Origin of the sequence: Oceanotoga sp., from assembly GCF_030445905.1 — a bacterium.
Taxonomy (GTDB): domain Bacteria; phylum Thermotogota; class Thermotogae; order Petrotogales; family Petrotogaceae; genus Oceanotoga; species Oceanotoga teriensis.
Genome location: NZ_JASUSU010000018.1, coordinates 20,949 through 44,745, shown reverse-complemented (window position 1 = coordinate 44,745; position 23,797 = coordinate 20,949). Strand labels below are relative to the sequence as shown.

The following is a 23,797-nucleotide window of genomic DNA, read 5'->3' as shown; positions in this document are numbered from 1 at the left end:
TTTACAACAATATTTTATCAAAAAAACAATAAATTGCAAATTTTAGTATAATACTTATAAAGGATGTGATACTTATGAATAGATGTGATTGGGTTACAAATGATGAAATATATATAAAGTACCATGATGAAGAATGGGGTATTCCTGTTCATGATGATAGAAAATTATTTGAAATGCTTATTTTAGAAGGTGCTCAAGCTGGTTTATCTTGGATAACAGTATTAAAAAAAAGAGAAAATTACAGAAAAGCTTTTGATAACTTTGATTATAACAAAATTGTTAACTATGATGATAAAAAAATTGATAAACTTTTAAAAAACTCCGGAATAATAAGAAATAAAAGAAAAATAAACTCTGCTATCAATAATTCTAAAATTTTCATAAAAATAGTAAATGAATTTGATTCATTTGATAAATATCTTTGGAGTTTTGTAAATTTCAAACCCATTAAAAACAATTTCAATACAATTGAAGATGTTCCCTCAAAAACTGAATTATCTGATAAAATTTCTAAAGATCTAAAAAAAAGAGGTATGAGTTTTGTTGGGAGTACTATAATATATTCTTATCTTCAAGCAGTTGGAGTTGTTGATGATCATATTAAAAGTTGTTTTAAAAATAAAAGGAGTTGATTTAATGCTAAAAATTGGTGCACATATGGGTATTTCTGAAGGGCTTAAAAATGTTCCAGAGAATTCTATAAAAATAGGAGCTAATTCTTTTCAAATATTTGTTCATTCACCAAGAACATGGTCTATTAAAAAACCAAATAATATTGATATCGATTTGTTTAAAGAAGAAGTTTTAAAATATAAAATAAATAAAGAAAACATTCTTGTACATTCTGGTTATTTGATAAATCTTGCTTCCCCTAAAGAAGATACTTGGAATAAATCTATGACATTAATGAATGAAGAATTAAGAATCACAAATTTATTAAATATAAAGTATTATAATTTTCATCCTGGAAGTCATCTTGGAAATGGCGAAGAATATGGAATAGATAAAATATCGAAATCTTTAGATGAAATTCTAAAAAATTTTGAAAATGATGATATTTTTATTTTATTAGAAAATGTAGCTCCAAAAGGAAATAATTTAGGGTATTCTATGAAGCAATTAGGTGAGATTATAAATAGATGTGCTTTTAAAAATAAATTGGGAATAACTTATGATACATGTCATGGATTTGATTCGGGATATGATATAAGAGATAAAGAGGATACCCTTAGATTAATAGATGAAATAAATGAATACATTGGAATTGAAAAATTGAAAATGATTCATTTAAATGATTCAAAATTTGATTTAAATGCAAAAAAAGATAGACATGAAATTATTGGAAAAGGTTTTATAGGAGATGATGGTTTTAAAAATTTTTTATCTTTTGACGAATTTTTAAAAATCCCTCTATTACTTGAAACTCCAGGTGATGATTCTGCTCATTCGAAAGATATTTCTCATATAAAAAATTTATTAAATTTAAATTAGGTATGTCATTAAAAATGTTGAATTCTAAATATATATACCCCAAAAAAACATTAAAAAAGTCTGATTATCCCGATACTTTATTCATCAGCAAATTCTATTTAAGTCCATATATAGCATGTTCACATGCTTGTTCTTATTGTGATGGTAGAAGTGAAAAATATCATATCGAAGGTAATTTTGATAACGATATAAAAATAAGAAAAAATATAGCTGAGGTTTTAAAAAAAGAATTAACAAAAGAAAAAGAAAATGGAGTTATTATGATTATGTCTGGAGTTTCAGATCCATATCAACATTGTGAATATAAAGAGAAACTAATGCCAAAAATCTTGAATGTAATTAAAGAACTAAATTATTCATGTAGTATAACAACAAAATCTTCTATGATCAATAGAGATTTTGAATTATTAAGAGATATAAATAATAAAAACAAAGTAAATATTCTTATGAGTTTAACTTTTATGAATGATTCTGATAGGAAAATTATAGAGCCTCTTTCATCATGTGTAGAACAAAGATTACAAACACTTAAAAGATTTAAAGATGATGGTTTTTTTGTTGGTGTACTCGCCATGCCATTTATTCCATTTATAAATGATGATGATGAAAACATATTTAAGTTATTAAAAACTTTAAAAGATATGGGTGTAGACTATGTAATTCCTGGAAGTCTTACTTTAAGACCTGGAATAAACAAAAATTATTTTCTTGAAATTATTAAAAATAATTATACTCATCTTTTAGGAAAATATAAAGATCTTTATAGCAATAATAAGCCTTCTGGAATGGGAAAATCTTTTTATTTTAATAATTTTTATGAGCGATTTTACAATATTTCAAACTCTTTAAACGTTTCAACTATAGCACCTCATTATGTTTATAAAAATAGATTTCATAAATATGATGAAATTTATATAATTTTAAGTCATTTAAAATATATTTTAAAGCAAAAAAATTATGACACTTATACAATAAATAAAGCTTTTAAAAACTATACTTTTTGGTTGAGCAAAGAAAAACATTTTATGAAAAAAAATAGATCTTTATCCGGTAATGATTTGGATAATAAATTGTTATTTCAAATGAACTCTGATATATTAAAAGATTTATTCATAAGCAATAAACTATATTCTATTATCAAAAAAACTATTTTAAATGATCATAATTTAGACTACTCTATTTTTTGATGATAGGTATTTGAATTTGGGTTATATATTCTTCAGTTTTTTCAGTTTCATGTATATCTATTTTATATATTTCTATTATGTCATCATATACTTTTAAACTGTTTTCTTTTATATATTTTTTTAAGATTTTAAATATATCTTTTTTTTGTTCATAATCACCTTTATATGAATAAGTCAAGTATTCTCCTTCATCAAGATGATCAGTATAATGATCATCATTTTCTTTTATCAATAAAAATGTTCCATTATATCTGTTATAATTATTCATTTTAAAATCTTCTCTTGATATAGAAGCACATAGATTATTACTCCCAAAAAGAGTCAACATTGGAGAAATTTCTATCTGTAATTGTTTTAAATGGAAATCAATTTCTTCATCTTTTGTCATTATTTTTTGCAAAAAATATATTTTTCTCTTTTCTATATATTCTATATTTATATCATTTAATTTCACATTTTCGGCTTTTGATATATTTTCAAGTTTATTTATAAGAGATTTTTTTATTTTTTTATATTCATCTATTTTTTTATCAACTCTGCTCATTTCTTCTAATATAAAATACTTGGTGTTATCTATACTCCTATTATTTAAATATTCTTTTATCATTTTTAATGGAAACCCCAATTTTCTAAGATCTGTAATAACATTTATCTTCCATATTTGATTCATAGAATACATTCTATAACCATTAATATTTCTTTCTGGTTTCACAATTCCCATTTTTTCATAATATCTTAAAGTATCTGTAGATATTCCATAAAATTTAGATATTTCTCCTATTCTTAAAAATTTTTTCATTTTATCACCTTTTCACTTGACCTTGGACTTACTCCAAGGTGTAGAGTCTTATTGGAGGTGTTATGATGAAACTTCATAGGTATATAATACCATCTGTGACTTCTATGTGGATATACTCATTCTATACTATAACAGATGGTGTTTTTGTGGGGCGTGGTGTGGGAGCAGATGCTTTATCTGCTGTAAATATATCATTACCTTATATAAATATAATTTTCGCAATAGGTGTAATGATAGCTATTGGTGGATCTAATTTAATTGGTATAGAGCTTGGAAAAGGAAATAAAAAATCTGCAAATAATTTATTCATGAATGTATTATTTATTTCCTTTTTTACTTCGATTATTTTTAGTTTTTTAGGCCATATATTTTTAGATCAAATCGTTGAATTCTTAGGTGCTAAAGGTGAAATCAAACACCTTGCAAAAGATTATCTCTCAATTGTAATTTATTTTAATGTTTTTTATATGACTTCTTATGCCATGGAAGTATTAGTTAAAATAGATGGTTTTCCTCATCTTTCAATGTTTGGAAATATTTTATCTGCAATTGTAAATATATTTCTTGATTATTTATTTATAATAAAATTGGATTTTGGAATAAAAGGAGCAGCTATTGCAACTGGTTTGGCACAATTAACAGGATTTCTATTTTTCTTTTTTCATTTTTTTAAAGGCTATAATCTTAAGTTTAAAAAATTCAAATTTTCTTTTAAAAAATTTATTTATATCAATAAACTTGGATTTCAAGACTTTCTCGCAGAACTTTCTTCGGGATTAATTATACTGATAATGAATAAAAATATAATTGAAACTCTTGGCAATAAAGGACTGATAACTTTCAGTATAATTGCTTATTTTAATACTTTCGCCTTGATGTCTTTTATAGGAGTTTCTCATGGTATGCAACCAGTTGTAAGTTTTTTATTTGGAAAAAAGAAAATAAAAAGAGTTTTAATCAACTTTAAAAAGAGCTTTATAACAAGTATAAGCTCTGGAATAATAGCATTTACAATATTTTTTTCTTTTTCTGATAAAATAGCATTGATATTTTTAAAAGATGATTCAATAATACAATTGGCTTCTCATGGTATGAAAATATATGCATTTGCTTTTTTATTTATGTGTATAAATATAGTATCTGGAGGATATTTCACTTCTATAAAAAAACCAGAAATTGCAATTACAATTTCAATTTTAAGAAGTTTTATATTTATTTTTTTATCAGAATTCATACTAAAAAATTTATATTTCATAGATTTTAAAGATTATGGCATTTGGTTAATAATTCCATTATCTGAATTTTTAACTTCAATATATTCTATTATAAATGTAAAAATATCTGTAAAAACAGGAAAAAAAATTATATATAATATGAATAATAAATGATATCTAAAAGAGGTTGCATAAAAGCAACCTCTTTTTTAAATTATATTTTTTAAATGTTCCATATACATTTTTTGAACTTCTTCATATTCTCCCATAGGTTTCATGTCTATAACAACTTCAAAACCTTCTTTTTCAAGAATATTTTTCCACGAATCTTCTTCTTCACCAGACATATCATTTTTTGCATGATCTCCTGCAACTAACATAAAAGGTTTTAAATATACTTTTTTTATATTCTTTTTATTCAATCTTTTTATAACAGTTTCTATATCTGGATATCCTTCTACTGTTCCAATTATTATATTCTTGTTTGAATAATCTTCTATAATCTTTTCAGTAGCTCCATAAACCGTATTAGAATGATGATCCGAACCATGTCCCATCAATACAAGTGCTTCATATTCTTTTAATTCATAAAGAGAAATTATAAATTTTGCTATTTTCTTAAGATCTTCTGTAGACGTCAATATTGGTTTAGTTATTTTTATTTTTTCAAAATTATTTCTTTCTTTCATTATTGCATGAGATAATTTATTATATTCATGACCGTTCATAAAATGAGTTGTTAAAACATAAAGTTCTTTTATACCTTCTTCTTTAAACTTTAAAACTGCCTCTTCAGGACTATATATTTCTTTATTTTCATTTTGTTTAACTCTCTTTCTTACTATAGAAGATGTATAAGCTATTTTTATTTCATAATCTTGAGAAAAATTCTCTCTTGAAATTTCTTCTATTTTATCAATAGTCTTTTTCCTTGTATCTATATGAGTAGTTCCAAAACTTACTATAAGTAAACCTTTTTTCATATTTATCCTCCAATCTTATTTAATTAATAAATCATTTTTCTTTATTATATTTCTCAGCTTTTCTATTTAATTTTCTTTGAACTGTATTAAATCCCATCAATTTTCTCATTTCATAAACTGTCTTTTGAACCTCAAGCCTAACTTCTTGAGTCCCTTTTAATATTATATCTTCTATCATACCAGTTTTTTCATACTTATGTCTTCTCTCTCTCAAAGGATCTAAAAAGTTATTTATTGCAATAGATAATTTTTCTTTAACTTCAACATCTCCAACAGTACCTTTTCTATATCTTTCTTTTAAATCTTCAACTTCTTTTTTATCAGAATTAAATAAATCATGATAAATAAATACTGGATTTCCTTCAACTCTTCCAGGAATATCTGCCCTTATTCTGTTTGGATCTGTAGTCATTTTCATCACTTTCTTTTTAACATCTTCGGAAGAATCTGAAAGAAATATAGCATTATTAGCACTTTTACTCATTTTTTGTTTTCCATAAATACCAACCAAAGAAGCTTCTTGACCTTGCATTGGTTCAGGTATAGGAAACATTTCTCCATACATAGAATTGAATCTTTTTGCTATTTCTCTAGCGATTTCAACATGAGCAACATTATCTTTACCAACAGGAACAAGATGAGATTTCACGCAAAGTATATCTGCTGCTTGAAGAACTGGATATCCAAGCAAAGCAAAAGGCATTTCTATATTAGCATCTCTAGCCATATCCTTTAAACTTGGTAATCTTTCAAGTCTTGAAACAGTTACTAAACTTTGAAATAAAGTATACATTTCATACATTTCTGGAATTCCAGATTGAAGATAAAATTTAACATTATCTGGTTCTATACCAGCAGATATAGCATCCAAAACTAATTGAACAGCATTATCACCTGAAGCTTTTATGTTTTCTTGAGAATTTTTTGTTGTAAGCATATGTAAATCAGCTATTATAAAAGTACAATCATATTCTTGTTGTAATTTAACCCTATTTTCTAAACTACCCACATAATGTCCTAAATGTAATTTTCCTGTTGGTCTATCACCTGTTAAAACTCTTTTTCTTTCCATATTGAATTCCTCCAATCTAATATTTAATATTATTAATTAATAAATAAAAAGGACTTTCTCAAAAGAAAGCCCTTAAAAATTTAAAGGGCATCCTAAACGGATGCCTTATTATTATCAAATTTTGGCACCCTTAAAGATGCCACCACCAATTTATATTATTATTCATTTTTTTTGTATAAAAATATTTCATTTAAATCACTCCCAAAACAATTATACTACATTTCATAGATTATTTTCAACAAATATTTTTGCTATTTTTTCAGGTTCTATTTTATTAAAATCAAATTCATAATTCATTTCTCGCATATTTTCACTACTTATCTTATTTTCAAGCCTTTTTAAAATATTTAAAATATCTGTATTCAAAGATTTATGCAATATAAAAGCTTCATAAGGTGGTAAAGCTCTTTTATCATCTTCTAATAAATATAAATTATTTTTTTCTATACGAGAATCTGTTAAAAAAGCTGTTATTATATCTACTCTTTCATTTTCTAAGTCCTCATACATTCCATCTGGCATATTTGATACAATTTTTTCAAATTTAATATTATAAGCAGATTCTATTGCAGGAAGTCCGTCTTGTCTTTCAATATAAGGTTTAGGACAAGAAAATATCATATTATCAGCCTTATCTTTTAAGTCTGATATTCTTTTTATGCCTTCTTTTTTATTCTTCATTGCAAGTATAAAATCATTTTTGTATCCAAGCTTTATAAAAACTTTTAAATCCAATTTCTTAAATTCTTTTTCTATATCTTCAAATACTTCATCCTCTTTCCATACTTTATAAATTGGTAGGTTTAAAATTGCATTATAAGCTGTTCCAGAATATTCAATATAAAAATCAATTAATCCATTTTTTAAAGCATTTATATTTGCTTCAAGTTTAGGTTCACTTTCAATTATTTCATAATCGTATCCATTATTTCTTAGAAATATACCTATTATGTTTCCAAGTATTCTCTGTTCATTGAAAGGTTTTATTCCTATTTTAACCTTCATAAAATCACCTCCATTTATTATATTTTAACAAAAGTAACAATAAAAAATAAATTTAGTAATTGACATTTATGATCTTTTTTAATATAATACTCATATACGTATATTAGTATATAAGTATTATATTGGAGGTATTTTATGGAAAATTTATCTAATTTATTCAAATTATTATCTGATGAAACAAGAATAAGAATCTTGATGCTTTTATTCCAATCACCAATGTGTGTATGCGATCTATCTTTTATTATGAAAGAATCTCAACCAAAAATATCAAAACATATAGCTAAATTGAGGGATTTAGATTTTATAACTGGTAAAAAAAGTGAACAATATATTCTTTATTCTTTAAATAAAAATAATTTATTATTAATTAAAATATTAAATTATATTTTTTTAAATTTAAACTCCTATGATCAACTAGAAAAAGATTATAATTTTTTTAATTCTAAAGAAAATAGTTTAAAATTTTGTTCTATAAAAAAAATTAATTAAAAAGGGGATTTTTAATGTTCATATGGCTTGAAAACTTAATAAATATTTTAGTTAAAGAAATTTTTAAACTTGATTTAAACTCTACTATAGGATCTTCCGTTCATTTTTTCTTTTACGATATTATTAAAATATTAATTTTATTATCTATAATGATATTCATAATATCTTATATAAGAAGTTATTTCCCACCTGAAAAAACAAAAAAATACATAGAAAAATTTTCTGGAATCTCTGGAAATATTATAGCTTCATTATTGGGTATAGTTACTCCTTTTTGTTCTTGTTCTTCAGTCCCAATATTCATTGGTTTTATTGAAGCAAAAATTCCACTTGGCATTACTTTTTCCTTTTTAATAACTTCTCCAATAGTAAATGAAGCTGCTTTTGCAATATTATTGGGATCATTTGGTTGGAAAATAGCTATTTTATATATTTTTTCTGGAGTAATATTGGGAGTATTTGGTGGCTTAATAATTGGAAAACTTAATTTAGAAAAAGAAGTAGAAAATTATGTATATAAAATCAAAATGGGAGAAATTGAAATAGAAAAGATGTCTCAAAATCAAAGATTTTTTTTCGCAATAAATAATGTAAAAGATATAATTAAAAGAATTTGGATTTTTTTATTAATTGGTATAGGAATTGGTGCTTTTATTCATGGCTATGCTCCAGAAGAATTTCTCATAAAATGGGCTGGACCAGAAAATCCAATAGCTGTAATTATATCCACATTAATAGCAGTTCCATTATATTCAAATGCACTTGGAACAATTCCAATAGCTGAGGCATTAATTGGAAAAGGTGTTGGAATTGGAACGGCTTTAGCTTTCATGATGGCTACTACAGCTCTTTCATTACCCGAAGGTATTTTATTGAGAAAAGTGATAAAACCTAAATTAATATTAATTTTTTTTGCAGTTACTTCTATTGGCATTATATTAACAGGTTATTTATTCAATATAATTTTATAAAGGAGAGATTTATATGAAAAATATTAAAATACTTGGTGGTGGATGTTCAAATTGCAATAAACTTGAAATTCTTACAAAAGAAGTTTTAGATGAAAATTCTATACCCTTTGAAATAAATCATATAAAAGATTTATCAGAAATAATGAGTTATGGAGTTATGAAAACTCCTGCTTTAATCGTTGATGAAAAAGTTATAATTTCTGGTAGAGTTCCATCAAAAAAAGAATTAATCAAAAGGTTAATAGAATGATTAAAATAATATAAAAATTATTAATTCTAAATTATAGATTATGTTTAATCCTTCCTATTTGATATAATTAACATAATTAATCAATAATAAAATACTTGGGAGGAAATCATTTTGAAGAATAAATTTGCTTTGACTAAAGCATTGAATTTTTTAAAAAAAGAGTTCTATGATATCTCAAAATATCTTTTTAAAGATAAAATAGTTAGAGAAACTTTGTTTTCTTCAAACACAAAATATTACAAATTTCTGAGATATTTTAACTTATTCTTTTCTTTAATAATATTTGTACCTGTTATTGCAAGTTTTTGGAGTTTAAACTTACCTCATTTTCTTGGATATTTAATATTTGCTTTCGGTGTTTATGTAGTATGGATATTTGAATGGGTTACAAATTCTATAATTTTCGAAGAAATCAAAACATTTACAATCATTCAAATAGCTCTTCATAGCTTTTTTGGTATGTTTTTAGAATTTTACAACAAATACGAATATTATGATGATATACTGCATATAACTGGTGGAATTTGGTTAGCTCTCATAATTTTCCCAATTATTTTATCACTCGAATTAACTTTTTCAAGACAAAAAATACCGACTCTTGTTTGGAAAGTTAATCTTTATACTTTTTTCACATCTTTGAGTTTTGGAACTATTTGGGAAATATTTGAATTCACATCTGATCAAATTTTTAAAAATTATCCTGGATATAGAATGTCCCAAGAAAATAGTTTGTTCGATACTATGACTGATTTAATATATGATGCTGGAGGATCTATTCTAGGTATTGCATTATTTTGGTATATGTTAAAAAAATTAAATAAAAATAGAGATATGTATTTATTACTTGAAAGAATTGGTAATGCTTTAAGAAACTTTATAGATAAAAAAAATGATTAAAATAAAAAAGCCAAAATAATTTTTATTATTATTTTGGCTTTTTTTCAATATAAATTAAATAATTTTTTTAAACAAATAAACTAAAGCATTGTTTTTTTTGTATAATCTTCTCTTTAATCTAGAATAATTATAATTAACTTCAAAAATATCCAAAGATAATTCATCAGTATCGATAGATAATTTTAAAGTATCATCTTCAATAAATTTTTTGTCTTCAAAATGTCCTATTATTTTATATTTATCAGTTAAAAAAGCATAAGTTCCATCTAATTGATCATCATCAACTAACAATAATCCTTCTTTTTTTAAATATTTATCACAATATTTTGAAACAAAACCTGCATTAAAAGAAATCAATAAATCAACATTTTTATCATAAACTAAATTTTCATAATTTGTTTTTATAAAATTTATTTCAGAACTTTCTGAATATCTTTTTTTTGAGTCTACAAGATTTAAAACTTCATCAGAATCAAAAAAATTATTTAATTTTTTATTATATAAATCTACATAAACACCTTCCGGAAAATAAAAAGAAGGTGTGATATCACAATAACTACCTGCATATAAAAAATTTTTTATATCATAATTAGATTGTATATAATCATAATACTTAGATTTACTATTTGAAGATAAATCTCCATAATAATCAATATATAGTTTAACATTCTTGTCCATCAAACACCTCCCAAAATTCAAGAACAAAATTAATCAATTTTACTTTGTTTCATATATAATGTTAACCATTCCATTTGAAAATTTTAAAAAAATGATTTTTAATCTTTTTCTAAATATTTCCTTGCACCCAAAGCCACTATTCTTTTCATATCTTTTGGTCTTTTTATTTCACAGCTTTCAAAAGCTTGTTTTAAAGCATTTTCAGATGCAACTTCTAAAGCTGTTTCAAAGTAGTTTTTATATGTAGATGTACTTCCTCCAACAACTATTATATTTGGATTGAATAAATTTATTGTTATCGCAAGACCTATACCAAAATAATATCCAGCTTCCCTTATTATTTTTTCTGCCTCTTTATCTTCATTCTCTAATTTTTTTATCAATTCTTCCACATTTCCATCAAATTTTTTTAATATTGATGCTCCACTGGATAATTCATCTAATTTATAAACTTTATCTTTTACAGCAATTGGTGCAAATCCAATTTCACCAGCCCAGCTATTTGCACCATATACAATTTCTTTATTTGTTTTTGTTGCAACTGCTATTCCAGTTCCAGCCATAAAAACACTAACAGTATAATCTTCTGGATAATAAGAAGCTTCCTCAACAAGTGCCGCTTTAACATCGTTTATAAATTTAACTTTTGCACCTTTATAAGAAAAGTACTCTGATTTAAGCCCATTTAATCCTGGAACTACATTTGAAAAATTAACTTTATTTTCATCTTCAACTAATCCAGGAATAGCCATTCCAATTCCCTCTACTCCAAAAGGTAAATCTTCTATAAAATCTATTATATATTTTTTTAACATTTCAGGCTTTATTTCTTTTCCAGTAGGAACTTTTTTTTCAATATATTTCCCATCATGTTCAGCTAGCATGTACATCTTTGTTCCACCTATATCTATCCCTATATTTTTTTTAATCATATTTTCCTCCTATACTTTTATTGATATAGTTTCAAATTTTCCTTCTTCTATAAGAATCGCAGATAATGAATAGCCATAAACTGCTCCTGTATCAACATCTATAGATATAAGTTCATCATTATCATTTTTTCTAAAAAAAGGTTTGTTATAATCTTCTTCTGTTATTTCAAACCCCCATCTATCTAATGCTACAGTTGGTGTATGACCATGAACTATGATATAATTTTTATACTTATTTTTATGTGAAAAAAAAGTGTTTCTTTCCCATACATATGAATGATATATATCTTTGGGATCTTCTATAATATTTATTTCATAATCTTCATCTTGATTTTCTATATCTTTATTAAAATCTCTTATTCCTGCATGTACAAATATATAATCATTTTTTATATAATAAATCGTATTTAACTTTTTTAAAAAATTTAAATATTTTTCATCAATATATTTTACATACTTCGAATAATCACTTATATTTTCATCATAAAACCCTGCAAGAGATTTTAATGTTTGTTCAGCTCCTTGTTTTCTCCAGATATCTCTTTTATACCTTTTATCATTAAATAACATACTTCTTGCCATATCATCATGATTTCCAAGAAGAAAAATACTTTTATTTTCCGAAGCATATTCCAACATACTATCAATAGTACCTTTTACATCTGGTCCTCTATCAACATAATCTCCTAAAAAAATAGTTAAAGACGGTTTTTTAACTTTTATTTCAAAAAAAAGCTTTTCGAGTTCATTTTTACATCCATGAATATCTCCGATAGCAATTATCATATATATCACCCTAAATGATTATAACATATAAAAAAAATTCATTGGTTATACCAATGAATTTTTAATTATAAAACTATCACTTCTTTAAAGTTATTTTTGTTATTCTTTGACCTCTTTTTAAATTTCCGTAATTTCTTTCAATATTTCCAACTTTATCCATATTAGTTATAATTATTGGACATATGATAGATTTGGCATTTTCTTTTAAAAATTCTAAATCCATTTTTATCAAAGGATCTCCAACTTTAACTTTTTGTCCTACTTCGGCTATCCTTTCAAACCCTTTACCTTCCAAGTTTACAGTATCAACTCCAAGATGAACTAATATTTCAAGCCCATTTTCTTCTTTTATGGCAATAGCATGATTTGTTTTAAATATCTGCAGTATTTCACCTTTACAAGGAGAAACAACTAATCCTTCTTCAGGATTGATAGCTATTCCATCTCCAGCTATTTTTTCAGAAAATACTTGATCTGGAGTTTGTTCTATCGGGATTGATTTTCCAGATATTGGAGAATACAATTCTACTTTATCACTTTTTTTAAATATGCCAAACATACTTAGTCCTCCTATCTTTTTATCGACTTTGCCATTCTTCTATATGTATGTCTTTTTCCTTTTATAGATATAGAATAATTCATTATATTTTCTGGAGTTGCTATACCCGGACTCATTCCAGCATCTCCTATATGATGTATATCTACTCCTGCCATCTTTGAATTAATGGCTATCTGTTTTATTGTATAATCATCTGAACCTTCTTGTGATGTTCCTATTGTTGTCATTATAAGTTTATTTTTTTTATGAACATATGAAGTTATATCTGTTATCTTTTGAAGTGTAATTCCAGGAACAGTTCCTGGTGCTGGAACAAGTATTATATCTGCTCCCGCTTCAATAAATTCTTCAACAATTTTTTGATTTATAATTTCTTCATCATTACCAGAACTATGCATTTTTCCTGCTATTATAAGGACATTCTCACCAAGTTCATTTCTAATATTGTTTATTGTGTTTATTATTTTTTCATTAGTTACACCAGTTTTTGGATTCCCCGTTAATACTATAAAATCAGCTCCTTGATCCAAAACTTTTTTTACATTATTAACGGTAGCTAATCTTCCTTCACTAATTTTAATTTTTTCATCGAAAAGCTCCTTAGATTCATCCACAGGTTCAAGATTTATTCCTACTATTCTACCAACTATATCTTTTAATTCTCTTAAAAAATTTTCATCATCTTGAATTTCCAAACCATTTATAACAGGATTTTCTACATCATACATATTTAAAAGTATTATATCCGCCCCAAATGAACAGGCTACTTCAACATTGCTAACATCTCCTAATATAGGTGGATACTTACCTATAATTTCACTCATAACTGTTCTTCCTTCAGCTGCTTTAATAGAATTTAATATATCTTCTTTATTTAAATTTTTTATATCTGAAGCATTTAAGTCAAGAATTCTTTTAATCATCAAAATCACCTCATATTATTTTAATATGGTGGCCTTTTTAGGCCACCATAAAATCACATATATTTTTGCATTGCATCATACATAAATTGAACTTGAGGACCTACTACAACATGAATTCCTTTTTTAGAAGGTCTTATTATACCTGTTATTCCTGATGATTTTATTTTTTTCTCATCAATTTTTAAATTATCTTTAACTTCAACACGAAGTCTTGTTATACAATATTCCATTGATTCTATATTTTCTTTTCCACCAAGTCCTTCAAGTATTATTTTTGCCATTTCATCAAAATTTGTATCTTTAGAATAAGTTTTTCCTTCATTTTCGTCAACATCGTCTTCTCTACCAATTGTTTTGAGATCCAATTTTTGAATAACAAATCTAAATATAAAATAATAAAGTGCAAACATTACAAGGCCAAGTGGTATTAACATTAATATATTAGTTGCAGCTGGTATTCTAAAACTTAAAGTATAGTCTACAAAACCTGCACTAAATCCAAATCCTGCTATCCATTTGAAAGTTGCAGCTATAAAAACAGAAATACCTGTTAATAAAGCATGTATAAAATATAATACAGGTGCTAAGAACATAAAGGAGAATTCTAATGGTTCTGTAACTCCTGTAAAGAAAGAAGAAAATGCTCCTGCCATTAAAAGTCCTGCAGCTAATTTTTTCTTATTATCTTTAGCAGTATGATACATTGCAAGTGCTGCTCCAGGTAATCCAAACATCATTATTGGGAAAAATCCTGCTTGATACATACCCGTTGTAACTCCTGGGAATGTTGCCGCAGTATTTGACCAGAAATTACCTATATCATTTATTCCTATGGCATCAAACCAGAAAACTGAATTCAATGCATGATGAAGTCCTGTTGGTATTAAAAGTCTGTTGAAAAAAGCGTAGATTCCAGCACCAAAAGCTCCAAGACTTGCTATTGCTGAACCAAATGCTACAAGTCCAGAATATATAACAGGCCATACAAATAAAAATACTCCAGAAACAGCAAGCATATAAACAGCTGTCATTATTGGAACAAGTCTTTTACCACTAAAGAAAGCTAAAAAATCTGGTAATTTCACATGTGAAAATTTATTATAACAATGTGCTGCTATCAAACCTGATAATATACCAATAAATTGATTATTTATTTTTCCAAATCCTGGATTTACTTCTTCAATAGGAACTTTCAAAAGATTTGAAACAACTGCGGTTGATAATAATGTTGTAATTGTCATAAAAGCAACAAGTCCACTCAAGCCAGATGAACCGTCTTTTTCTTTGGACATTCCAAGAGCTACACCAACAGCAAAAAGAATACCCATATTATCTATTAAAGCTCCACCAGCTTTAATTAAAAATGCCGCCAATATGCTATTTCCACCCCATCCTACTGGGTCAATCCAATATCCTATACCCATAAGTATAGAAGCAGCAGGTAAAACTGCAACTGGTAACATTAAAGATCTACCAAGTCTTTGTAGATATTTCATCATAGCAATACTTCCCCCTTTATATTTTTATATATAAAAAAGGCATGAACTAAAACATAATGACAATATCAATTGTCCCTGTTTAAGCTCATGCCTGATTTTATTCAGTTACACGCTTATCTTTTATTCAGTTTTTAAACGATCTATTCTTTCTATATGTAAAGCAAGATACCCAATTTCATGTTCACTCAACTTTATATTCAATTCTTTTTCAAGATATTGTGTTACCTTTTCAGCTATTTTGAAAGATTTTTTAAATTCTTTCTTTATATTTGATAGTAACGGATTTTCAAGGTTTTTATCATCATTTATGATGCTTATAACATATTTTAAATGTGTTAAAAGTCTTGAATAGCTCATCTCATCTTCTTGTATTTTTATGCTTAATTCTTGATTTATAAGTTCTATAACATCTTTAACTACCCTTGTATCTTTCAAGGTTTCCATAATCATTTTGTCTTGTCTTGCAGAGTTCAAATGCATGGCTATGAATCCTTTTTCTGATGGTGATATTTCCATATTTAATCTTTCTTTTATCAAATCAGCAGCTTCTTGAGCAACTTCATATTCTTCAGGATACATAGTCTTTATTTCAAATAAAAATGGATTTTCTATAATCAATCCTTCTTTAAGCCTATCAATAGCAAAACTTATATGATCTGTCAAAGCAATATGTATATGGGCATTTAATCTGCCAAGTCTCTTTTCACCTAAAGCTATTATTTCCTCAGTTACACCTATTACATCTGAGTCTAATTGATCCATAAGTTTAAAGAAATTTGATTTTATTTCATCATCTTTTGATATATATGATTTTTCTATAACACCAGGTTTAAATTCATAGATTCCTTTTACTTTTTTACCAAAACCTACTCCTTTTCCTATTACTATCATCTCTCTATTATAATTTATTTCACGGGCTAAAACGACATTATTATTTATTATTTTAAGTATTTCAAACTCACCTGACATTATCATATAAAGCCCTCCCAAAATAGAAAAAACCTATATAAGGGAATTTTCCTTTTTTAATTCCTTTATATAGGTTTATGCCTGATTTAATTCAGTTACACACCTAAGTACTATTAATTATCTTATCAAAGATACAAATTTAAGTCAAAAACGATTATTCATGATTATTGTTGATTAAACGTATTTTTTATCTTTTAAGTTTTGTTAAATACAATTTTCTTGAATATATTGTACTTATCTTAAAAAAACAATCTCATACAAATGTATGAGATTGTTTTATGAGAATAATTTTTTTGAATAATTTAAAATATATGAAAATATAAACATCGTAAAAAGAGTTACAACTATTGAAGGCCCAGATGGTATATTTAAATAATAAGATATTATTATTCCCAATGAAGAACTGAAAAATCCTATAAATGAGGATATAATGAACATTTGATTTAATGTTTTAGCCCACATTTTTGATATTACACCAGGCGTTATCAATAATGATGTTACAAGTATTATTCCAACTATTTTAACAGATGTCACAACTACTATGGACACTGTCAATAAAAATATAAAATTTATAATACTGACTGGAACTCCATATATTTTAGCCATTCTTTGATTAAATGTAAAATATTTTATTTCTTTATTAAAAAGTATGATCGAAAAAATAATTATAATAAGTATTGTACTGAGTAATATAACATCTTGTTTATTCACCATGAGTATATCACCAAATAAATAACTTGAAATTTCTGGTGTATAACCAGGTTTGATGTACAAAAATATTACTCCTAAAGCCATAGATAATGATAAAAGCATTCCTATAATAGAATTTTCATGTATTTTTTGTTTTTTGCTTATTAAATAAATAATAGAGGCAAATATAGAAGCGGTAATTATACCAACAATATTTAAATTCCATCCCATCAAAATTGCAAAAGCAATTCCACCAAATGAAGCGTGAGCAGCTCCATCTCCAATGAATTCCATCTTTTTCAAAACTATAAGATTTGATAATAATGCACAACTTATTCCAGAAAGTATACCAGTTAAAAGGGAATAGATTATAAAATCATATTGAAATATCTCAATCATTTCTATCTACCACCTTAACTGATTCATCAACATGTACAAGTAATTCAAGATCTTCTGAATATATTTTTTTCAATTCCTCAGCTGTCATTTCTTTTGTATCTTTATGACAATGTAAACTTTTGTTTAAGCACATTATTTTTGTTGTTTCTTTAAAAACCATAGACAAATCATGACTTACCATTATTATGGTTATATTTTTTTCATTATTTAATTTTTTTAATAATGAATAAAACAAATTTTGTCCTTGTTTATCCACACCTGCTTCAGGTTCATCTAATATGAGGATACTTGGTTCGGAAGCTAAAGCACGTGCAAGTGCAAGTCTTTGATATTCTCCTCCAGATAATTTGCCAACTTTTCTATCATATAAATAGTCTATTTCAAGTATTTTCATAAGTTTTTTTACTTTTTCATAATCTTCTTTTTTATACCTTTTAAAAATACCTCTTTTTTTATACATTCCCAACAATACAATTTCGTATGCCTTTATTGGAAAATCCCTTTCAAATTCATCATGTTGGGCAACATAACCTATTTTTTCAGATATTTTTATATCTCCATCATAATCTTCTATTTCATTCAATAATATTTTTATAAGAGTTGATTTACCAGCTCCATTTGGTCCTATAATCCCTACAAAATCACCTTTATATATATTAAAATTAATGTCTTTTAATATTTCTGTGTTTTCAACTTTATAGTTAAGATTATTCACATTTATCATAATATCTTTCATGTATAATTCTCCTATCAATTTCTACAATCTTGACATATCCCTTCAAAATAAAGCGTATGATTTAATATCTCAAATTTTAAATTTTCTTTAATATATTGAGAAATCTTATCTTCATAACATAAATCAAATTTTTCAAATTTTTTACATTTTACACAATATATAAAATGAAAATGTCCTTCTCCAGAATAAAAATACTTTACTTTATCAGAAAAAACTATAGATTTCAATGCACTATTTTTTTCAAAAAAATTTAAATTTCTGTATATCGTTGATAAATCATATTCTTTTTTCAATAGTTCAAATAATTGTTCAGCACTCAATGGATAATTTGAATTTTTAAATATTTCTAAAATATCTCTTCTCGCTTTTGTTAGCTTCATAGAATCACCTTCTTTTTTAAATGAGAAAAAGGGGGCTTAAAAAAAAGGCCCCAAAATCCATTCCAAATTACTAAAATATCCTATTATTTATTTAAGAATTTATATATGGCATCAAAATTATATTCATATAAATCCATTATACTATTATAAGAAGTATTTCCTAATGGATCTAAAATACCAATATCAATTCCAAGCATGGCAGCTATTTTTTTTGCTGCAACATCACTTAGTTGAGGCTCTATGAATATCACTTTTACATTATTTTCTTTTGCTTGTTTTATCGTATCTTTCATTTGAGATAATGATGGATCTATACCTGGTGATGTTTGTATGACTCCGCCTGTTTTTATGTTATATCTTTTTGTAAAATATGGATAAGCATTATGAAAAACCATTATCGAACTTTCAGTATTTTTCATTTTATAAATAAACTCTTTATCCATTTTATCAAATTTCTCTACAAAATTTCTAGCATTTTCTTCATATATTTCTTCATTGTCTGGATTAATTTCTGATAATGTTTCAACTATTTGTGGTAAAACATAATCTCTTATTATCAAAGTATCAAGCCAAACATGAGGGTTAACTCCGTGATGATGGTGTTCATGTTCATCTTCTTCATCATGATCATGTGATGCTTTGGATGAATTTATTAAAAGATAATGTGGTATTTTTTTCCCAAATTCAATAGTTTCTATACCTTTATTTTTTAAATTGTCCAAAAGTTTGTCTATAAAAACTTCAGCACCAAGGCCATTATAAAATACAACATCTGAATCATATATATTTTTTAAATCATTTGGACTTAAAGAATATGTATGCGGACTTTTTCCAACAGGAATTATAAGATTTACAGTATCCTCTTCAGCAACTATATCTTTTAACAACAGATAATAAGGATTCATAGATACTGATATTTTTACCGCATATCCAGAACTAAATATAAATACAAATAATAAAATTGATAATATAAATTTTTTCATTTTAACCTCCTAAATTTTAAATGCAAATAATTCGCATTTAAGAATCATTTGCATATATAATAACATCTATTTTTTAATTTAATGTTAAATTTTATATACTTTTTTGTTGTATACTATATAGAGGTCTAATTTTTATAAATAAACCTATTTAATAACTTCTATTAAGATATATTAAGGACTATTCAGAGATATTCAGATTTGACATGTTGTATCAAATGATAATATAATTGAACTCGAATAGTTCACTGAGGGTGATAATGTGAACGAATATAAAATAAAAAAAGTATTCAACAATAATGTTGTACTTGTTGAAAAAAATGATGAAGATTTTATTTTGATAGGTAAAGGTATAGGTTTTGCAAGACAAAAAGGTTCTTATGTAAAAAACATCGATACTGTTGAGCATATATTTATATCTACTGAGAAATCTGATTTGATTAAAAACAAAGATATTTTATCTGATATAGATCCAAAAATTGCTTTAATAACAGAAAAAATACTTAACTTGGCGTCAAAAAAACTCGATATGAAATTTAAAGTTGACACTCATCTTGGAATGATAGATCATATAAACTTTGCAATTAGAAGACTTAAAGAAGGCATATCATTAAAAAATCCTTTTTTAGAAGAGACAAAATTTTTATTTCCAATTGAGTTTGAGATAGCAAAAGAATGTTTGAATATTTTGAAAAGAGAAACAGGTATAAATATTCCAGATGATGAAGCAGGTTTTATAGCTTTGCATTTGAATTCTGCCAAAGAATCTAAATCAAAAAAAGATTTGATAAAACTAAATCAAATAGTTAATAAGATTGAAAAACTCTTATCCAATAAAAATATAGATGTTTTGAACCATCCCTTTGATTTCAAAAGATTTATAGACCATATAAAAGATTGCATAAAAAGAAATAATGATAAAAAAAATATTTCTAATCCTCTGCTCAAAGATATTTTAAATAAAATGAGTGAAGAGTATGAAATATCAAAAGAAATAAACAATATAATATTTGAAGAGTTAAACATAAGTTTATCCGATGATGAATTAGGTTTTATAGCTGTTCATGTATATAAACTAAAAAATTTATAATATAAATATTTTGCGTGTTACTGATGAGATCAGGCACCAGCTAAATAAAAGCACTTATTAGTGTTTTATTTGGTTGATGCCTGATTTTTTATTTAGGGGGAGTGATTATGTTATTTTCAGAAAATATACAAAAAATAATATCTTCTTTAGGTGGAAAATCTAATATTCTTGATTTAGATTCATGTTATACAAGACTTAGAGTCAAACTATTGAATAATGATATTGTAAATAGAGAAACTCTTTTAAAAAATGGTGCAAAAGAAGTATTTTTTAAAAATGATGGTGTTCAAATAGTTTTTGGTATAAATTCAAAGATAATAAAAGATGAAATATTAATAACAAATGAAAATAAAAGTATCATAAAAGATAACTTGAATGAAATTCTTTCATTAAAATCACCTTGCAGAGGTAGATTGATTAATATTTGCGATGTAGATGATGATGTTTTTTCAAGGAAACTTGCCGGTGATGGATTTGCAATATTTCCAGATTCAAATAATGTATATTCTCCTGTAAATGGAAGAGTTAAGAGTATATTTGATTCAAAGCATGCTATTGTAATAGAAACTGATTTTGGAAAAGATATTTTGGTTCATATTGGCATAAATACAGTACATTTAAAAGGAGAAGGTTTAGATCTTTATATTTCAGAAAATGATGTTATAAAAGAAGGAGATCTAATGGCTAAACTCGATTTAAATTTTTTTAAATCTAAGGATATTTCTCCAGTAACTATGGTTTTAATAACAGATACTGAGTGTATTGAGGATATGGATTATACTGAAAAATTGATTGTTAATAAAAATGATTTAGTCATAAAAATTAAATTTAAGGAGGAGTTTTTAAATGGAAAAAACTTTAAAAATTAAAAACAAGACAGGATTACATGCAAGACCAGCAGCATTATTCTCACAAAAGGCAGCTTCTTTTAATTGTGATATCAAATTAGAGGCTAATGGAAAATCTATAAATGCAAAATCAATTCTTTCAGTTTTATCTTTAGGCGTAACTCAAGGAACTGAAATAAAATTAATCGCTAATGGAGCAGATGAAAATGAAGCTATTTCAGCTTTAACTGATTTAATTAATTCTTTTGAAGATTGAGGTGTTTTTTATGTTAAATTTAAAAGGACTTGGTGTTTCTGAAGGAATAGCTATTTCAAAGTCTTTTATATATAAAAAAACAGAAATTATTATAGAGAAAAAGAATATATCGAATACTGATGAAGAAATTAAAAGATTTGAAAAGTCTGTAGATATTTCTAAAAAACAATTGGATGAATTATACGAAAAAACAAAAAAAGATATTGGTGAAGATGAAGCTGAAATATTTTCAGCTCATAAGATGTTCTTAAATGATCCAGAATTCATTTCAAATATAAAAGAACAAATTAATACTGGTATTAATTCAGAATTTGCAATAAAAACAGTTAGAGATATTTTAATACAAAATTTTAGTCTTATAGATGATGAATATATTAAAGAAAGAATAGTAGATATTCAAGATGTATCAGATAGAATGTTAAGAAATCTTCTTGGTATAAAAGATCCTAATCTTTCTAATATTTCAGAAGATTGTATAATAATTGCTTATGATTTAACTCCTTCTGATACTGCATCTATGAATAAAGACAAGGTAAAAGGTTTTGTCACTCAAGTAGGCGGTAAAACTTCACATACATCAATAATTGCAAAAACAATGGGTATTCCGGCAGTTGTTGGAATAGATTCTATATTTGAAAAAATAGATGATAATGTAGAAATAATTGTTGACGGAGATTCTGGAGATGTTTTTGTTAATCCTGATGACAGAACAATTTCAGAATATAATTTGATTTTAAAAGATTTTTTAAGAGAAAAAGAAGAATTAAAAAAATATATAAATAAAAAAACAATTACGAAAGATGGTGAATCTTTTAAAGTATTTGCAAATATAGCAAATCATAAAGATGTTGAATTTGTACTTGAAAATGATGCCGAAGGTGTAGGATTATTCAGAACAGAGTTTATTTATATGGATAGAAATTCTTTACCTGAAGAAGATGAACAATTCAAAATATATAAAAAAGTACTCGAAAGTATGCAAAATAAACCTGTAATTATAAGAACTTTAGATATAGGTGGAGATAAAGAAGTTAATTATCTTAATCTTCCAAAAGAAATGAATCCTTTCATGGGATACAGAGCAATAAGGATTTGTCTTGATAGAAAAGATATTTTTAAAACTCAATTGAGAGCTTTATTAAGAGCAAGTATATATGGAAAACTTGAAATAATGTTCCCTATGATCTCCAGTGTTGAAGAATTATTCGAGGCTAAAAAAGTACTTGAAGAAGTTAAAAATGAATTAAAAGATGAACAAATAAAGTTTTCTGAAGATATTAAAGTTGGTATGATGATCGAAGTTCCATCAGCTGCAATTTTAAGCGATATCTTTGCAAAGCATGTTGATTTCTTTAGTATAGGTACTAATGACTTGATTCAATACTTTACGGCGGTTGATAGAACTAATGACAAAGTTCAATCACTTTATGATCCTTACAATCCAGCAATAATAAGAATTTTAAATACAATAATAAGTAATGCTCATAAAAATAATATCTCTGTAGGAATGTGTGGAGAATTAGCATCAGATCCAAGTTTCACAAGATTACTATGTGGATTTGGACTTAATGAATTTTCCGTTAATCCTGCAAGTGTATTAAAAACAAGAAAGAATATTTGTGAAAGTAATAATTCAGAAAATATAAAACTTGCAAAAGATATACTAAATTATGAAAGTTCCGATCCAATTCAAAGACTTCTTAGTTAATCAATA

At 25.5% G+C, this 23,797-nt stretch carries 27 protein-coding genes; 12 read left to right on the top strand and 15 right to left on the bottom strand.

Going from position 1 to position 23,797, the window contains the following annotated elements; translation table 11 throughout:
• The first annotated feature begins 74 nt into the window (after window positions 1-74).
• Genes PWP28_RS07070 through PWP28_RS07060 form a run of 3 tightly spaced genes read left to right on the top strand, consistent with a single transcriptional unit; the run spans window position 75 to window position 2,678 of the window.
• Complete coding sequence (locus tag PWP28_RS07070) at window positions 75-632, top strand: DNA-3-methyladenine glycosylase I (RefSeq protein WP_308644464.1); 558 nt, start codon at window positions 75-77, stop codon at window positions 630-632.
• Window positions 633-636: 4 nt separating this feature from the next.
• Window positions 637-1,491 carry a deoxyribonuclease IV gene (locus PWP28_RS07065; protein WP_374045484.1) on the top strand — a complete coding sequence of 285 codons (855 nt, stop codon included), beginning with the start codon at window positions 637-639 and terminating at the stop codon, window positions 1,489-1,491.
• 14 nt (window positions 1,492-1,505) lie between these two features.
• A complete protein-coding gene (locus PWP28_RS07060; protein WP_308644462.1) occupies window positions 1,506-2,678 on the top strand; it encodes a radical SAM protein in 1,173 nt (390 codons plus the stop codon).
• Here PWP28_RS07060 and PWP28_RS07055 read toward each other — a convergent pair.
• Window positions 2,668-3,477, bottom strand: a complete 810-nt coding sequence (locus PWP28_RS07055) for a MerR family transcriptional regulator (RefSeq protein WP_264149647.1) — start codon at window positions 3,475-3,477, stop codon at window positions 2,668-2,670. The two genes, PWP28_RS07060 and PWP28_RS07055, sit on opposite strands and share 11 nt — an antisense overlap.
• A 65-nt stretch (window positions 3,478-3,542) precedes the next feature.
• On the opposite strand from PWP28_RS07055, the gene PWP28_RS07050 reads away from it, so the two are divergent.
• Window positions 3,543-4,865 carry an MATE family efflux transporter gene (locus tag PWP28_RS07050; RefSeq protein ID WP_158274769.1) on the top strand — a complete coding sequence of 441 codons (1,323 nt, stop codon included), beginning with the start codon at window positions 3,543-3,545 and terminating at the stop codon, window positions 4,863-4,865.
• A 35-nt stretch (window positions 4,866-4,900) separates the two neighbouring features.
• Here PWP28_RS07050 and PWP28_RS07045 read toward each other — a convergent pair whose 3' ends face one another.
• The 3 genes from PWP28_RS07045 to PWP28_RS07035 all read right to left on the bottom strand — a co-directional run bounded on the left by PWP28_RS07045 (window position 4,901) and on the right by PWP28_RS07035 (window position 7,751).
• Entirely contained in the window at window positions 4,901-5,674 is a 774-nt protein-coding gene (locus PWP28_RS07045; RefSeq protein ID WP_109604194.1) for a sirohydrochlorin cobaltochelatase, read from the bottom strand.
• A gap of 31 nt (window positions 5,675-5,705) precedes the next feature.
• Window positions 5,706-6,746, bottom strand: coding sequence for a tryptophan--tRNA ligase (trpS, locus tag PWP28_RS07040; RefSeq protein WP_109604193.1), 1,041 nt, complete (start codon window positions 6,744-6,746; stop codon window positions 5,706-5,708).
• A 222-nt stretch (window positions 6,747-6,968) separates the two neighbouring features.
• Entirely contained in the window at window positions 6,969-7,751 is a 783-nt protein-coding gene (locus tag PWP28_RS07035) for a glycine betaine ABC transporter substrate-binding protein (protein ID WP_264149644.1), read from the bottom strand.
• A 135-nt stretch (window positions 7,752-7,886) separates the two neighbouring features.
• Here PWP28_RS07035 and PWP28_RS07030 point away from each other — a divergent pair, with 135 nt between their 5' ends.
• The 4 genes from PWP28_RS07030 to PWP28_RS07015 all read left to right on the top strand — a co-directional run bounded on the left by PWP28_RS07030 (window position 7,887) and on the right by PWP28_RS07015 (window position 10,358).
• Window positions 7,887-8,240: a metalloregulator ArsR/SmtB family transcription factor gene (locus PWP28_RS07030; protein WP_109604191.1), complete on the top strand. Its 354-nt coding sequence runs from the start codon at window positions 7,887-7,889 to the stop codon at window positions 8,238-8,240.
• A 14-nt stretch (window positions 8,241-8,254) separates the two neighbouring features.
• Window positions 8,255-9,211, top strand: coding sequence for a permease (locus PWP28_RS07025; RefSeq protein ID WP_109604190.1), 957 nt, complete (start codon window positions 8,255-8,257; stop codon window positions 9,209-9,211).
• Between the two features lie 13 nt (window positions 9,212-9,224).
• Window positions 9,225-9,461, top strand: coding sequence for a thioredoxin family protein (locus PWP28_RS07020; protein WP_109604189.1), 237 nt, complete (start codon window positions 9,225-9,227; stop codon window positions 9,459-9,461).
• A 111-nt stretch (window positions 9,462-9,572) separates the two neighbouring features.
• Entirely contained in the window at window positions 9,573-10,358 is a 786-nt protein-coding gene (locus PWP28_RS07015) for a hypothetical protein (protein WP_240597487.1), read from the top strand.
• Window positions 10,359-10,412: 54 nt separating this feature from the next.
• On the opposite strand, the gene PWP28_RS07010 is transcribed toward PWP28_RS07015, so the two are convergent.
• The 11 genes from PWP28_RS07010 to PWP28_RS06960 form a co-directional block, all read right to left on the bottom strand.
• Window positions 10,413-11,036, bottom strand: coding sequence for a hypothetical protein (locus PWP28_RS07010; protein ID WP_308644461.1), 624 nt, complete (start codon window positions 11,034-11,036; stop codon window positions 10,413-10,415).
• Window positions 11,037-11,134: 98 nt separating this feature from the next.
• Window positions 11,135-11,968, bottom strand: coding sequence for an ROK family protein (locus PWP28_RS07005; protein WP_109604187.1), 834 nt, complete (start codon window positions 11,966-11,968; stop codon window positions 11,135-11,137).
• A gap of 9 nt (window positions 11,969-11,977) precedes the next feature.
• Window positions 11,978-12,754: a metallophosphoesterase family protein gene (locus tag PWP28_RS07000; protein ID WP_109604186.1), complete on the bottom strand. Its 777-nt coding sequence runs from the start codon at window positions 12,752-12,754 to the stop codon at window positions 11,978-11,980.
• Window positions 12,755-12,830: 76 nt separating this feature from the next.
• On the bottom strand, window positions 12,831-13,313 hold the full coding sequence (locus PWP28_RS06995; RefSeq protein ID WP_206050512.1) for a PTS glucose transporter subunit IIA: 483 nt from the start codon (window positions 13,311-13,313) through the stop codon (window positions 12,831-12,833).
• Window positions 13,314-13,324: 11 nt separating this feature from the next.
• The gene (locus tag PWP28_RS06990; RefSeq protein ID WP_369426136.1) at window positions 13,325-14,233 is read right to left on the bottom strand and encodes a haloacid dehalogenase-like hydrolase; all 909 of its coding nucleotides are present in this window, start codon (window positions 14,231-14,233) and stop codon (window positions 13,325-13,327) included.
• A 56-nt stretch (window positions 14,234-14,289) separates the two neighbouring features.
• Window positions 14,290-15,735 carry an N-acetylglucosamine-specific PTS transporter subunit IIBC gene (nagE, locus tag PWP28_RS06985; protein ID WP_109604184.1) on the bottom strand — a complete coding sequence of 482 codons (1,446 nt, stop codon included), beginning with the start codon at window positions 15,733-15,735 and terminating at the stop codon, window positions 14,290-14,292.
• 120 nt (window positions 15,736-15,855) lie between these two features.
• Window positions 15,856-16,710, bottom strand: a complete 855-nt coding sequence (locus PWP28_RS06980) for a PRD domain-containing protein (RefSeq protein WP_305081994.1) — start codon at window positions 16,708-16,710, stop codon at window positions 15,856-15,858.
• Window positions 16,711-16,980: 270 nt separating this feature from the next.
• On the bottom strand, window positions 16,981-17,793 hold the full coding sequence (locus tag PWP28_RS06975; RefSeq protein ID WP_264149632.1) for a metal ABC transporter permease: 813 nt from the start codon (window positions 17,791-17,793) through the stop codon (window positions 16,981-16,983).
• Entirely contained in the window at window positions 17,786-18,529 is a 744-nt protein-coding gene (locus PWP28_RS06970) for a metal ABC transporter ATP-binding protein (protein WP_308644460.1), read from the bottom strand. The genes PWP28_RS06975 and PWP28_RS06970 overlap by 8 nt, the downstream gene beginning before the upstream one ends.
• Before the next feature lie 14 nt (window positions 18,530-18,543).
• Entirely contained in the window at window positions 18,544-18,909 is a 366-nt protein-coding gene (locus PWP28_RS06965; RefSeq protein ID WP_109604177.1) for a Fur family transcriptional regulator, read from the bottom strand.
• 83 nt (window positions 18,910-18,992) lie between these two features.
• Window positions 18,993-19,892, bottom strand: coding sequence for a metal ABC transporter substrate-binding protein (locus PWP28_RS06960; RefSeq protein ID WP_109604176.1), 900 nt, complete (start codon window positions 19,890-19,892; stop codon window positions 18,993-18,995).
• A 259-nt stretch (window positions 19,893-20,151) separates the two neighbouring features.
• Between PWP28_RS06960 and PWP28_RS06955 the strand changes: the two genes are divergently transcribed.
• From PWP28_RS06955 to ptsP, 4 genes are all read left to right on the top strand, one after another.
• Window positions 20,152-20,979: a PRD domain-containing protein gene (locus tag PWP28_RS06955; protein WP_305081995.1), complete on the top strand. Its 828-nt coding sequence runs from the start codon at window positions 20,152-20,154 to the stop codon at window positions 20,977-20,979.
• A gap of 107 nt (window positions 20,980-21,086) precedes the next feature.
• Window positions 21,087-21,848, top strand: a complete 762-nt coding sequence (locus tag PWP28_RS06950) for a glucose PTS transporter subunit IIA (RefSeq protein WP_308644459.1) — start codon at window positions 21,087-21,089, stop codon at window positions 21,846-21,848.
• Window positions 21,826-22,083 carry an HPr family phosphocarrier protein gene (locus tag PWP28_RS06945; RefSeq protein ID WP_109604173.1) on the top strand — a complete coding sequence of 86 codons (258 nt, stop codon included), beginning with the start codon at window positions 21,826-21,828 and terminating at the stop codon, window positions 22,081-22,083. The genes PWP28_RS06950 and PWP28_RS06945 overlap by 23 nt, the downstream gene beginning before the upstream one ends.
• A gap of 10 nt (window positions 22,084-22,093) precedes the next feature.
• Window positions 22,094-23,791 (top strand): phosphoenolpyruvate--protein phosphotransferase, encoded by a 1,698-nt coding sequence (gene ptsP, locus PWP28_RS06940; RefSeq protein WP_308644458.1) that lies wholly within the window; start codon window positions 22,094-22,096, stop codon window positions 23,789-23,791.
• Window positions 23,792-23,797 lie beyond the last annotated feature (6 nt).